Below are 12,440 nucleotides of genomic sequence, written 5' to 3'. Positions count from 1 at the left end.
GAAAGGCTTGACCAGTGAGCACCGAAGCGTACGTGTACGACGCGATCCGCACGCCGCGCGGCCGCGGCAAGGCCAGCGGCTCCCTGCACGGCACCAAGCCGATCGACCTGGTCGTCGGCCTCATCCACGCCCTGCGCGAGCGCAACCCCGGGCTGGACCCCGCCGCCATCGACGACATCGTCCTCGGCGTCGTCGGCCCGGTCGGCGACCAGGGCTCCGACATCGCCCGCGTCGCGGCCGTCGCCGCGGGACTGCCGGACACCGTGGCCGGTGTACAGGAGAACCGCTTCTGCGCCTCCGGCCTGGAAGCCGTCAACATGGCCGCGGCCAAGGTCCGCTCCGGCTGGGAGGACCTGGTCCTCGCGGGCGGCGTGGAGTCGATGTCCCGGGTCCCGATGGCCTCGGACGGCGGTGCCTGGTTCAACGACCCGATGACGAACTGGGACGTCAACTTCGTCCCCCAGGGCATCGGCGCCGACCTGATCGCCACCATCGAGGGCTTCTCCCGCCGCGACGTCGACGAGTACGCGGCCCTGTCCCAGGAGCGCGCCGCCCACGCCGTGAAGGAGGGCCGCTTCGCCCGGTCCCTCGTCCCGGTCACCGACCGCAACGGCCTCGTCGTCCTCGACCACGACGAGTTCATCCGCCCGGGCACCACCGCGGACACCCTTGCCAAGCTCAAGCCGTCCTTCGCGGACATCGGCGAGCTCGGCGGCTTCGACGCCGTCGCCCTGCAGAAGTACCACTGGGTCGAGAAGATCGACCACGTCCACCACGCGGGCAACTCCTCCGGCATCGTCGACGGCGCCTCGCTCGTCGCGATCGGCTCCCGCGAGGCAGGCGAGCGCGCCGGCCTCACCCCGCGCGCCCGGATCGTCTCCGCGGCCGTCTCCGGCTCCGAGCCCACCATCATGCTGACCGGCCCCGCCCCGGCGACCCGCAAGGCCCTCGCCAAGGCCGGCCTGACCATCGACGACATCGACCTCATCGAGATCAACGAGGCCTTCGCCGGCGTCGTCCTGCGCTTCGTCAAGGACATGGGCGTCTCCCTCGACAAGGTCAACGTCAACGGCGGCGCCATCGCCCTCGGCCACCCGCTCGGCGCCACCGGCGCGATGATCCTCGGCACCGTCATCGACGAACTGGAGCGCCAGGACAAGCGCTACGGCCTCGTCACCCTCTGCGTCGGCGGCGGCATGGGCATCGCGACCGTCGTCGAGCGCCTCTGACACCGTCCTGCACCCCCTGATCCCCTCCGACACGGCTGACACGGAAGTAGCGAACATGAGCGAGTCCACCACGATCCGCTGGGAGCAGGACGAGAACGGCATCGTCACCCTCGTCCTCGACGACCCCGACCAGTCCGCCAACACGATGAACCAGGCCTTCAAGGACTCCATCGCGGCCATCGCGGACCGCGCCGAGGCCGAGAAGGACTCCATCCGCGGCATCATCTACACCTCCGCCAAGAAGACCTTCTTCGCCGGCGGCGACCTCAAGGACATGATCCGGCTGCGCCCCGAGGACGCCCAGCTGGCCTTCGACACCGGCACCGAGATCAAGCGCTCGCTGCGCCGCATCGAGACCCTCGGCAAGCCCGTCGTCGCCGCCATCAACGGGGCGGCCCTCGGCGGCGGTTACGAGATCTGCCTCGCCTCCCACCACCGGATCGCCCTCGACGCGCCCGGCTCGAAGATCGGCCTGCCCGAGGTCACCCTCGGCCTGCTCCCCGCCGGCGGCGGCGTCACCCGTACCGTCCGCCTCATGGGCATCACCGACGCCCTGCTGAAGGTCCTGCTCCAGGGCACCCAGTACACCCCGCAGCGCGCCCTCGACAACGGCCTCGTCCACGAACTGGCCGCCACGCCCGAGGAGATGCTCGCCAAGGCGCATGCCTTCATCGACGCCCACCCCGAGTCGCAGCAGCCCTGGGACGTCCCCGGCTACAAGATCCCCGGCGGTACGCCGTCGAACCCGCGGTTCGCCGCCAACCTCCCGGCGTTCCCCGCGAACCTCAAGAAGCAGCTGAACGGGGCCCCGTACCCGGCCCCGCGCAACATCATGGCCTGCGCCGTCGAGGGCGCCCAGGTGGACTTCGAGACGGCACTGACCATCGAGGCCCGCTACTTCACCGAGCTGGTGACCGGCCAGACCGCCAAGAACATGATCCAGGCGTTCTTCTTCGACCTCCAGGCCGTCAACGCGGGCCGCAGCCGCCCGAAGGGCTTCGAGCCGCGCCCGGTCCGCAAGGTCGCCGTCCTCGGCGCCGGGATGATGGGCGCGGGCATCGCGTACTCCTGCGCCCGCGCCGGCATCGAGGTGGTCCTCAAGGACGTCACCGCGGAGGCGGCGGCGAAGGGCAAGGCGTACTCGGAGAAGCTGCTCGACAAGGCGCTCGCCAAGGGCCGCACCACCGAGGCCAAGCGGGCCGAGCTGCTGGCCCGGATCACCCCGACCGCCGTCGCCGCCGACCTGGCGGGCTGTGACGCCGTGATCGAGGCGGTCTTCGAGGACACCGGCCTCAAGCACCGGGTGTTCCAGGAGATCCAGGACGTCGTCGCCCCCGACGCGCTGCTGTGCTCCAACACCTCCACCCTGCCCATCACCGGGCTGGCCGAGGGCGTGGACCGGCCGGGCGACTTCATCGGGCTGCACTTCTTCTCGCCCGTCGACAAGATGCCCCTCGTGGAGATCATCAAGGGGGAGCGCACCGGCGAGGAGGCCATCGCCCGCGCCTTCGACCTGGTCCGGCAGATCAACAAGACCCCGATCGTGGTGAACGACTCCCGCGGCTTCTTCACCTCGCGGGTCATCGGCCAGTTCATCAACGAGGGCGTCGCGATGGTCGGCGAGGGCATCGAGCCCGCCTCCGTCGAGCAGGCCGCGGCCCAGGCCGGCTACCCGGCCAAGGTGCTCTCCCTGATGGACGAGCTCACCCTCACCCTCCCGCGCAAGATCCGCAACGAGAGCCGCAAGGCCGCCGAGGCGGAGGGCCGCTCGTGGACCCCGCACCCGGCGGACGTGGTCATCGACCGGATGGTCGACGACTTCGGTCGCCCCGGGCGCAGTGGCGGCGCCGGCTTCTACGAGTACGACGAGGCGGGCAAGCGGGTCCGGATCTGGCCGGGGCTGCGGGAGCACTTCGCCAAGCCGGACGCGGAGATCCCCTTCGAGGACATGAAGGAGCGGATGCTCTTCTCGGAGGCCCTGGACACCGTGCGCTGCCTCGACGAGGGCGTGCTGACCTCGATCGCCGACGCCAACATCGGCTCCATCATGGGCATCGGCTTCCCCGCCTGGACCGGCGGCGTCATCCAGTACGTCAACGGGTACGAGGGCGGCCTGCCCGGGTTCGTCGCCCGCGCCCGGGAGCTGGCCGCCCAGTACGGCGAGCGGTTCACGCCGCCCGCCTCGCTGGTCGCCAAGGCCGAGCGCGGCGAGACGTACGCCGACTGAGCAGGCCGTGCGGGGCCGGTCCGCCGAGACGGACCGGCCTCGTACGGACCGGCCCCGGACCCGCCGGCCCCGGTGCGTCGGGACCGGCCGGCCCGCCCCCCCGGAGCGTCGGGTCAGGCCGTGGTGCCGGGCAGGGCGGCGAACACCCCGCGCTGCGCGGTCCCGTCGGGCAGGGTCCAGCCGGTGACCACGGCGGCCGCGCCGTCCGGCGCCGTGCCCGGCCGCAGGACACGCGTCACGGACAGGGCGGCGGGCAGCCCGGCCACCCGGACCTCGGTGCCCTGCGGCCCGTGCGCGGGCCGCAGGGCCGCCCGCGGGCCCGGGTCCGGCAGTGCTGCGGCCGCGTTCTCCACGACGACCGTGGGGTCGGGGGTGTCGGAGACGCTCTGCGCCTGCGGTTCGGCCCCGCCCCGCAGCAGGGCGAGCAGCCGCTCCACCGCCACCGGGTCGTGGGTGGCGTCGTACAGCCAGCGCGTGCCGAGCACGCCGTGCTCCGACGTGCCCAGCAGGCCCGCCTCGGCGCCGGCGAGCGGGGCGCCCCGGTAGCTCATCGGCACGTGGTAGGCGACCGGCGGCTCGGCGGAGGCGTCGGCCACGACCATGAATTCGATGCCCACCTCGCCCTGCGGGTCGTCGAGGCGGAACCCGCCGATCTTCACCGGCTCCGGGGCGCCCCCCGTGGCCGTGTACCAGGGCTGCTCGGGGAGCCACGAGGCGAGGAGCTCCAGCTTGGTGGGGGCCATCGTCGTTCTGTGGATCAAGGACATGCGGCCGAACCTACCTCCCCCGCAGTGAAGTTGGTCGATCCGTGCAGTGATCCGTGCGGGGCTGGGTCAGTCGCCCGTGGCGAAGGCCGCCCGCAACTCCTCCTTCAGCGACCGCTGGAACGCGGTGACGAGGGCCTGCACCACCATCGGCTGCATGTGCGCCGACAGCGCCTTCATGGACTCCACCCGCTCCGGGTCGTCCTCGCCCTCGGTGAACGGCCCCCACACGTCGTCCCGGAAGAGGCGGGTCAGCTCCTGCGCCGTCGCCCGGGCGTGCTCCAGCATCACCCGGCGCGCCGCGAGGATCGTCGCGTGGGAGATCGGCACGTCGAGCAGCGCCACCCCGAGCCGCAGCAGCGCCGGGTCCACCCGGAACCCCCCGCTGCTCGCCGCGATCACGTCCATCGCCGCGAGGCGGTGCAGGTCCTCTTCCGGCAGCGGCCGCCCGGCCCGCTTCTCCAACTCCTCCCGGGACACCTCCTCGGCCGAGTCCGGCGCCCAGGTCGCCACCAGCGCCCGGTGGATGGCCAGGTCGTGCGCGTTCAGGTCGTCGGGCAGGGCGTCGAGGTAGCGCTCGATGGCGGACAGGGTCATGCCCTGGTGCTGGAGCTCCTCGATCAGCGCCAGCCGCGAGAGGTGCTCCGGCCCGTAGTGCCCCACGCGACGGGGTCCGATCACGGGAGGGGGCAAAAGGCCGCGCGTGCTGTAGAACCGTACGGTGCGGACGGTGACCCCCGCCCGGGAGGCGAGCTCGTCGACGGTGAGCGTGGGCTCGGGTGCCCGGGTGGTCATGGTCTCTCGCCCCGCTCTCTGCTCAGCACGTCCCGTTCCAGTACCGCGGTTCAACAGTATTGCTGTCGCACCAACGATGTGAAACGGCCAGGAGCTGCCCATGACCACGAAACTGCGACTGCCCGGACGCCCCGAAGAGCTCACCCTCCCCGCCCTGCTGGCCCGCAACGCCGCCGAGTACGGCGACCTCCCCGCCCTCTCGTGGCGCACCGCCCCCGGCTCCTCCGACTGGACCACCCTCGGCTGGGCCGAGGTCCGGCGCAGGGTCGCCGTCCTCGCCGCCGGGTACGCCGGCCTCGGCGTGGAGCGCGGCGACCACGTCCTGATCATGATGGGCAACCGGCCCGAGCACTGGCTCAGCGACCTCGCCCTCGTCCACCTCGGCGCCGTCCCGGTCACCGTGTACGGGACCTCCGCGCCCGGGCAGATCGCCCACATCGCCCGCCACAGCCGGGCCCGCCTCGCCCTGGTCGAGGGCGCCCGCGAGCTCGCCCGCTGGGAGCCGCTGCTCGCCGACCCCTCGGTCCCGCTGGAGCGGCTGGTCGTCGCCGAGGCCGCGGACGCCGCCGGGCACGGCACGTACGCCTCCCTGTACGCGAGCGGGGCCCGGCTGCACCGCGCCGAAGCGTTCGAGAAGGCCTGGCGGGAGGCCCGGCCCGGGGACCCGCTGACCGTCGTCTACACCTCGGGCACCACCGGGGACCCCAAGGGCGTCCGGCTGACGCACCGCAACATCCTGCTCCAAGCCGTGCGCCTGGACCGGCGCGTCGCACTGCCCGAGCACGCCGAGCACATCTGCTACCTGCCGTTCGCGCACATCGCGGAGCGCATCCTCGGGATCTACCTGCCGCTGCTGCGGGCGGCGCACGTGCGGATGGTCGCCGACCCGGCGGCCGTGGCGCCGGCCGTCCGCGAACTGCACCCGGTGCAGTTCTTCGGGGTGCCCCGGGTGTGGGAGAAGCTCGCCGCGTCCGTGCGGGCGGTGCTCGCGCAGCTGCCGGTCCGGCAGCGCGAGGCCATCGAGGCCGCCAACGGCCTCGCCCGCTCCCGGGCCGGGCACCGCGAGCGCGGCGAGGCGGTCCCGGCCGCGCTCGAAGCCTCGTACGCCCGGGCCAAGGAGCAGGTCCTGGACCCGCTGCTCGGGCTGGCCGGGCTGGACCGGCTGGTGTGGACGGCCAGCGCCACCGCGCCGATGCCGATCGACGTGGTCCGCTTCTGGGCCGGCTGGGGCATCACCATCATGGACGCGTGGGGGCTGACCGAGACCTCGGGCGTGTGCACGGTCAACAGCCCCGACGGCTTCCGGCTCGGCTCCGTCGGCCGCCCGATCGACGGCCTGGAGCTGCGGCTGGCCGAGGACGGGGAGATCCTCGCCCGCGGGGAGACCGTCTTCGGCGGCTACCTGCGGCCCGACGGCTCGCTGGAGGCCGCGCACGACGCCGACGGCTGGTTCCCCACCGGGGACGTGGGCCGGCTCGACGAGGACGGCTACCTGTGGCTGACGGACCGCAAGAAGGAACTCATCGTCACCTCGACCGGCAAGAACGTCTCGCCCGCCCTGGTGGAGAACACCGTCAAGGAGCACCCGCTGATCGGCCAGGCCATGGTGCACGGCGACGGCCGCTCCTACCTCGTCGCCCTGCTCGTGCTGGACGCGGAGCTGGCTCCGGCCTGGGCCGCGGCCCGCGGCATCGGGGCCACCTCCGGCTCCGGCGCCCTGGCCGAACTCGCCCGCCACCCGGCGGTCCGCGAGGAGGTCGCCCGCGCGGTCGAGGCGGCCAACGCCCGGCTCAACCGCACCGAGCAGATCAAGCGCTACCGGCTGCTGACCGCGGAATGGGGCCCGGAGTCGGGGGAGTTGACGCCCTCGCTGAAGCTGCGCCGCAGGGTGGTCCGGGAGAAGTACGCGGACCTGATCGAGGGCCTGTACGCAGAACCGCACGAGGCCCCGTAACCCGACCCGGACCGGCCCCCGGCCCCGTCCCGCGACGGCCGGGGGCCACGTGCGCGCCGGATCATGACGCGCTCGCCCCGGCCGCGTGCACCAGTGCGCGCATCAGCTGCCGGATGATCCTGGCGAGGCCGCGGGCGTGGTTCCAGCTCGCGTGGGGGCCGGACCCCAGCGGGCCGACCGCCACGAAGTACTCCCATTCGGCGAGGGTCTCGAACGCCCCGGCGGGGCGCTGCGTCGAGGGTGTCCCGCACAGGGCGACGTGGAGCTCCTGCCCGCAGGTGATCAGGTCGTCGATGAGCGCCGCGACGCCCTCCGGTCCGGGCCGTTCCCCGTACGGGACGAGCACCCGGGCGACCAGGGCGGCCGCCTCCACATGATCCTGCGGCATGCTCATTCCAGTACTTTCTGCCGTCGTCCGCTGGTGGCGGAACCTGATTTCCTCGCCCGGCACGGTGGGTGTTCCTCTCCGAGAGGCAGCGGGCCGCATCGGCGGCAGTCAGGCCCGCTGTGTGAGGGGGAATCGGCCGGAGCCGTCGTTTGCTCGGCCGGACGTGGACAGTCAACGCCCGGCGGCCGTGATGAACCAGGAACGGTTGCCGACGTTGGCGTCGCTGGCGGCCGGAAGACTTTGCGTGCGCTTTAAGACTCTTCTGGCTCGGAAAGTGAGGATGCGATTACGTTCGGTGTCATGACGGGGAACGCTGTCTTACGGGCGCGGATGGCTGATCTGGGGCTCACGCAAGACGAGTTGGCAGGTCAGATGAACGCCGCGCTGCTGGAGATCACCGGCCGCCCAGGCGACGTCTCCGCACGCACCGGTGCGGAACCTGCTCAGTGGCGCCACTCGACGACCGATCGGGCGTACGCGGGCCGCACTTGAGCGGGTGTTCGGATGCCCGAGCACGGATCTAGGGTTCGTACCGAGTGCTTCCGCCACACCACCGGAGGACCCCATGCTCCGCCGCTCCCTCTTCACCGCCACTGTCGGCGCACTGGTCGCCTCCGTCCCGGGAGTCGCGAGCGGCAGGGCGGCGGGGATGTCGGACGTACTCCGGCTGCGGGAAGGGATGGCGGCGCTGACCGCTCTCGACCAATCCCGCGGAGGACATGTCGCACTGGAGAAAACTGCGCTTGTGGGAGCGGCCGAAGCGGTCCGGTTGCAGCAGAACGCCGTATCGCAGACCGTACGTCAGCGTCTGCTGTCGGTGGCCGCGCACTACACGTCGACGGCGGCGTGGTCGTGCATCGACGCCCGGCAGCTGGACCGAGCCCGGGTACACCTCAACGAGGCCCTGCGCATGGCAGGCATGGCCCAGGACCCTGTGGCGCAGCTGCGGGTGTGGAATGCGACGGCGATGCTTGCACACCAGCGGCACGAGTACGGCGAGGCCATCGCCGCCTCGCAGGCCGCCCAGAGCACCACCGCAGCGCGCGATCCCTTGTTTTCCTCCCTCGCCCATGCCCGGACCGCTATCGGTCACGCCTCGCGCGGGGACCGCCACCCCGCGCTGCGCTCCCTGGGCCACGCGGAAACCGCACTCGCAAGAGGGGATTTGACGGCACCGCGGCCCTCGTGGATCTGCTTCTACGGGCCTGCGGAACTTGCAGCGCTCACTGCGATCGTCCACCAGCTCCTCGGCAAGCACGCGAATGCCGAGGCCGCTTCCCACCGAGCCCTGGCCTCCCTGCCCAAGGAGCTGCGACGGAACCGGTCGACGACCATGGTCCGCCTTGCGTCCGCCCAGCTGCACCAAGGCGAAGTCGATCAGGCGTGCGCAACGACCGGCGAAGCATTCGAGCTGATGGCAGGCGCCCCCCTTCCCGGCCGTCTGCGGACCATGGTCGGAGATTTTCACCGGGCCTTGTTCACCGTCGCCCCCTCTGCCCGGGTGGCCAGGGAGTGGGCTGACCGATACCGCACCGAATGGAGCACCGCGTGACCATCGACATGAAGCGCTACCGCCACGACGACCTCGGTGATATCCGCCAGACCCTCTTGGACGTGCACGAGGACGCGTACGCGGACCGCCGGCACGAGGAGTTCGTCCAGCGCTTCCCCTGGTTCGTGGACCACTGGGGCGGAAACCCCGGCTTCTCCTGCGTCATCGCCTGGGAGGAGGACAGACCGGTCGGATTCTCCTACGGCGCCCCGGCCACCCCGGGGAGGGAGTGGTGGCGAGGGCACCTCGACGCCCCGCCGGAGCCGACGGCCACGTTCTCCGTCTCCGAGCTGATGGTGCGACCGAAGTGGCGGAAGACCGGGCTGGGGCCGCGCCTGCACGATGCGCTGATCAGCGGGCGGCCGGAAGCCTGGGCGGTCCTCACCGTGGACACGAAGCGGCCCCGGCTCCGGGCGATGTACGAGGACTGGGGCTACCGGAAGATCGGGGAGAACCAGCCGTTCGCGGATTCACCGGTGTACGCGGTGATGATGAAGAGTCTCATCAGCCAGTGACGTCCCAGTTTCCCCACGGCGCAATGACCCCTCCTTGGGAGTTGGAGGCGATTGCAGAGGCTCGGGAGTCATGACGATGAGGACCTTGTACCTGCTCTGCTCGGCCGCCCCGCCCGTTTTCGAGATCGCCGGGGTGGTGGAAGACGCGCAGCGTCGCGGCTGGGACGTCTGCCTGGGTCTGACCCCGACGGCCGCGGACTGGCTGGAGGACAGTCTCCCGGGGTTGGCCGCTCTGACCGGGCATCCGGTGCGCACGCGGTACAAGCGGCCCGGAGAGCCGGACGTGTGGCCACCCGCGGACGCCGTGCTGTTCGCCCCCGCGACCATGAACACCGTCAACCGGTGGGCGCTGGGGACCACCGATACGTGGGTCGTCGGGGTCGTGGCGGAGGGCATCGGCAAGGGCATCCCGATGGCCGTCATGCCGTGCGTGAATGCCGCGTATGCGCAGCTCCCCCAGTTCCCGCTGTCGCTGGAAACGCTCCGGTCGGCCGGCGTCGGGGTGCTGTACGGCGAGGGCGGGTTCGTGCCGAACCAGTCGGGTGAGAAGAAGCCGTACCCGTGGGGGCCGGCCCTGGACACCGTGGACGTCGTGGTGTCGGTGCGCGAGGCCTGAACGCACGGAAGCGCCCCCTCCCGTGGCCTGCAGGCCGGAGAGGGGGCGGTGCCGCAACCGGCGGTATCGGGTGCGCGGGCCGTTAGCGGCCGATCACCGGGTAGTGGTCGGAGAGGTTGGTGTACGTGTAGGACGTGCCCCAGCTGGAGACCGTCCAGGGGGCCGTCTCCTCCTTGACCACGTTGTTCTCCCAGCCGGCCGGGCGGGCGTTGCCCTTGCGGTACAGGACGTAGTCCAGGTCCTCGCGCGGGTCCGTGGGGTAGCGGTAGTTCGCGATCGAGTTCAGGGCCGTGTCGAAGGAGTGCGGGTGTCCCGTGCGCGCGTCGGAGCCCGCCAGGTCGGCGTTGGCGAGCATGGACGCGTACTCGGGGGTGCGCGAGTCGACGTTCATGTCGCCGGCGACGACGACCTGCTCGTTCGCCGGGATGTTCTTGCCGTCCAGGAAGGCGTCGATCGCCTGGAACTGACGGGCGCGCATCTGCGCCGCCTCGCCCGCGCCGCACCCCGGGTCGGTGGACTGCGCGTGCGTGCCGACCACGTGCACCTTCGTGCCGTTGACGTTCAGCACCACGTAGGCGAAGCCCTTGTTGGACCACCAGTCGGCGCCGCAGGCGTCCTTGTAGACGACCTGCTCCTTGCGGACGATCGGCCACCTGCTCAGGATCGTGACGCCGCCGTCCTCCGGGGTGGTGGTGGAGTAGGCGCCGCCCGTCGCGTCCCAGCCGGTCTTGCTGCGGCCGACGACCGGGGTCTGGTACGGGTACTGCGCCGCCGAGTTGGCCTTCAGCGCGTCCGAGGCGCCGTTGTCGAAGGCCTCCTGGAGCACGACCACGTCGTGGCCCTGGAAGAAGGGGGCCCGCGGTATCTGCGCGGCCCGGTGGTCCTGGCCCCAGTTCGGGTACAGGTTCTTGCTCATCAGGAACACGTTGTACGTGAGGACGCTCAGCCGGGGGTCGGCCGCGGCGTTCTCGGCGGCGCCGGCGGCCGGAGCGGTGGCGGCGGTCAGCGCGCCGGCGGCGACCGCGGCGGCGACGGCGAGGGCGGCGCGGCGGCGACGGCCGTGCTGGACGGGAGGCATGAACTCTCCAGGCATCCGTGGGGGAGAGGGACTCCGTCATCCAAGCAGCCGCGGTTACCTCCGGGTAACAGCCGTGACACGACTTTCTGACGTCGTCCTTACAGTGCGGGCTCGGCGAGCAGTTCCAGGAGCCAACGGGCGGTGTCGGAGTGGCCGTTCGCGCTGTTTGTGCTGTTCGCCGCGCTCGTTCCGGCCGCCTCGGGGAAGACGCGGCCCCACGACGCGGCGCGGCCGATCGCACCCAGCCGCCAGGCCAGGGACACTGCGCGCCGCAGCTCCCCGGCCGTGGCCCCGTCGCCCGTCCACGGCTCCAGGTAGGCGTCCCGGAGCCGGGGCAGCACCCCGGCCCCGTACCGGGCGCGAGCCGCCCGGGCCGGGACCAGCAGGCTGCAGAACGGGTGCGACACGGCCGCGTCGCCCCAGTCGAAGAAGGTGAACCGGCCCGGCTCCGGGGCGAACAGCTGGCCCTCGTGCAGATCGGAGTGGTCGAGCGTGTCGGCGATGCCGAGGCCCGCGAGCTCGGCGCACCAGTCGGCGAGCCGCGGCCGCAGCGCGTGCAGCGAGGCCCGCTGCGCGGGCTCCAGCGCGGTGTTCTCCCCGACGAGCCGGTCGAACACCTCCGGCAGGGCGGTCGTGCGCGCGGACGGCACGCCCAGCGCCTCGATCTGCGACGCGTACGGCGTCACGGTCCGCTGCAGGGCCGCGTACCGGCGCAGCGGTTCCTCCCAGGCCCCCGGTCCGGCGGGGCCGCGGTCCAGCACGTCCCGGAACAGGGGACCGCCGTCGGGCAGCAGGACCCAGCCGCGGTCCGCGGCGACCGCGAGCGGCGCGAGCACGTGCTCGGGCACCCAGCGGGCCAGGGCGCCGGCCAGCCCGGCCTCTAACGCACCGGCCGGCGGGCCGGCCTTGAACCACACGGGGGCGGCGGCGGATCCGCTGGTTCCGGGGGATTCGGGCATCCGGGGGTTCCGGTGGTCCTGCTCGGGGCCCGATGCTCCCGTCGCGCCCTCGACGGACAGGCGCACCAGGACCGACCACGGCCGCAGCCGCACCTCGCGCCGGCCCGTCGCGCGCAGCCCGCGGGCGGCGAGCTCCCGCTCCACCCAGGCGGACACCGCCGCCCGCCAGGGCTGCCCGTCCCAGGGCGTCACCGCCTGCGGATAGCCGCCCCGGTCCACCACTGCCGCCATGTCGTCCCGCATGCGCCCCATGACACCACCGCGGACGGCTCCCCTCACACCGGGTTTTCGCCGACGGGCCGCCTACCTGGGGAAACGGACGGCCCCTTGGCCATACTGGACGTACGGAGCACCGAACCAGGG

The 12,440-nt window shown here is 72.3% G+C and carries 11 protein-coding genes; 6 read left to right on the top strand and 5 right to left on the bottom strand.

Features of this window, described 5'->3' with window-relative positions; all coding sequences use genetic code 11:
- Nucleotides 1–14: 14 nt before the first annotated feature.
- Both ACZ4VL_RS09550 and ACZ4VL_RS09545 read left to right on the top strand, forming a co-directional pair.
- Complete coding sequence (locus ACZ4VL_RS09550; protein WP_468197759.1) at nucleotides 15–1,229, top strand: acetyl-CoA C-acetyltransferase; 1,215 nt, start codon at nucleotides 15–17, stop codon at nucleotides 1,227–1,229.
- 55 nt (nucleotides 1,230–1,284) lie between these two features.
- Nucleotides 1,285–3,456, top strand: coding sequence for a 3-hydroxyacyl-CoA dehydrogenase NAD-binding domain-containing protein (locus tag ACZ4VL_RS09545; protein WP_468197757.1), 2,172 nt, complete (start codon nucleotides 1,285–1,287; stop codon nucleotides 3,454–3,456).
- 113 nt (nucleotides 3,457–3,569) lie between these two features.
- Here ACZ4VL_RS09545 and ACZ4VL_RS09540 read toward each other — a convergent pair whose 3' ends face one another.
- The gene (locus ACZ4VL_RS09540) at nucleotides 3,570–4,223 is read right to left on the bottom strand and encodes a maltokinase N-terminal cap-like domain-containing protein (RefSeq protein ID WP_468197754.1); all 654 of its coding nucleotides are present in this window, start codon (nucleotides 4,221–4,223) and stop codon (nucleotides 3,570–3,572) included.
- A 66-nt stretch (nucleotides 4,224–4,289) separates the two neighbouring features.
- The gene (locus ACZ4VL_RS09535; protein ID WP_468197752.1) at nucleotides 4,290–5,015 is read right to left on the bottom strand and encodes a MerR family transcriptional regulator; all 726 of its coding nucleotides are present in this window, start codon (nucleotides 5,013–5,015) and stop codon (nucleotides 4,290–4,292) included.
- A 100-nt stretch (nucleotides 5,016–5,115) separates the two neighbouring features.
- Here ACZ4VL_RS09535 and ACZ4VL_RS09530 point away from each other — a divergent pair, with 100 nt between their 5' ends.
- Nucleotides 5,116–6,969: an AMP-dependent synthetase/ligase gene (locus ACZ4VL_RS09530; protein WP_468197750.1), complete on the top strand. Its 1,854-nt coding sequence runs from the start codon at nucleotides 5,116–5,118 to the stop codon at nucleotides 6,967–6,969.
- Nucleotides 6,970–7,030: 61 nt separating this feature from the next.
- On the opposite strand, the gene ACZ4VL_RS09525 is transcribed toward ACZ4VL_RS09530, so the two are convergent.
- On the bottom strand, nucleotides 7,031–7,363 hold the full coding sequence (locus ACZ4VL_RS09525; protein WP_468197748.1) for a DUF6415 family natural product biosynthesis protein: 333 nt from the start codon (nucleotides 7,361–7,363) through the stop codon (nucleotides 7,031–7,033).
- A 643-nt stretch (nucleotides 7,364–8,006) separates the two neighbouring features.
- Between ACZ4VL_RS09525 and ACZ4VL_RS09520 the strand changes: the two genes are divergently transcribed.
- The 3 genes from ACZ4VL_RS09520 (at nucleotide 8,007) to ACZ4VL_RS09510 (ending at nucleotide 10,040) form a co-directional block, all read left to right on the top strand.
- The gene (locus ACZ4VL_RS09520) at nucleotides 8,007–8,909 is read left to right on the top strand and encodes a hypothetical protein (protein ID WP_468197746.1); all 903 of its coding nucleotides are present in this window, start codon (nucleotides 8,007–8,009) and stop codon (nucleotides 8,907–8,909) included.
- The gene (locus ACZ4VL_RS09515) at nucleotides 8,894–9,424 is read left to right on the top strand and encodes a GNAT family N-acetyltransferase (protein ID WP_468197745.1); all 531 of its coding nucleotides are present in this window, start codon (nucleotides 8,894–8,896) and stop codon (nucleotides 9,422–9,424) included. Before ACZ4VL_RS09520 ends, ACZ4VL_RS09515 begins: the two co-directional genes overlap by 16 nt.
- Nucleotides 9,425–9,500: 76 nt before the next feature.
- Nucleotides 9,501–10,040 carry a flavoprotein gene (locus ACZ4VL_RS09510; protein WP_468197943.1) on the top strand — a complete coding sequence of 180 codons (540 nt, stop codon included), beginning with the start codon at nucleotides 9,501–9,503 and terminating at the stop codon, nucleotides 10,038–10,040.
- Nucleotides 10,041–10,122: 82 nt separating this feature from the next.
- Here ACZ4VL_RS09510 and sph read toward each other — a convergent pair whose 3' ends face one another.
- Both sph and ACZ4VL_RS09500 read right to left on the bottom strand, forming a co-directional pair.
- Nucleotides 10,123–11,118, bottom strand: a complete 996-nt coding sequence (gene sph, locus ACZ4VL_RS09505) for a sphingomyelin phosphodiesterase (RefSeq protein WP_468197743.1) — start codon at nucleotides 11,116–11,118, stop codon at nucleotides 10,123–10,125.
- Between the two features lie 98 nt (nucleotides 11,119–11,216).
- Nucleotides 11,217–12,320: an aminoglycoside phosphotransferase family protein gene (locus tag ACZ4VL_RS09500; RefSeq protein ID WP_468197741.1), complete on the bottom strand. Its 1,104-nt coding sequence runs from the start codon at nucleotides 12,318–12,320 to the stop codon at nucleotides 11,217–11,219.
- Nucleotides 12,321–12,440 lie beyond the last annotated feature (120 nt).

Source organism: Streptomyces sp. NPDC029014, assembly GCF_055564695.1.
This window is presented reverse-complemented; position numbering and strand designations above follow the sequence as displayed.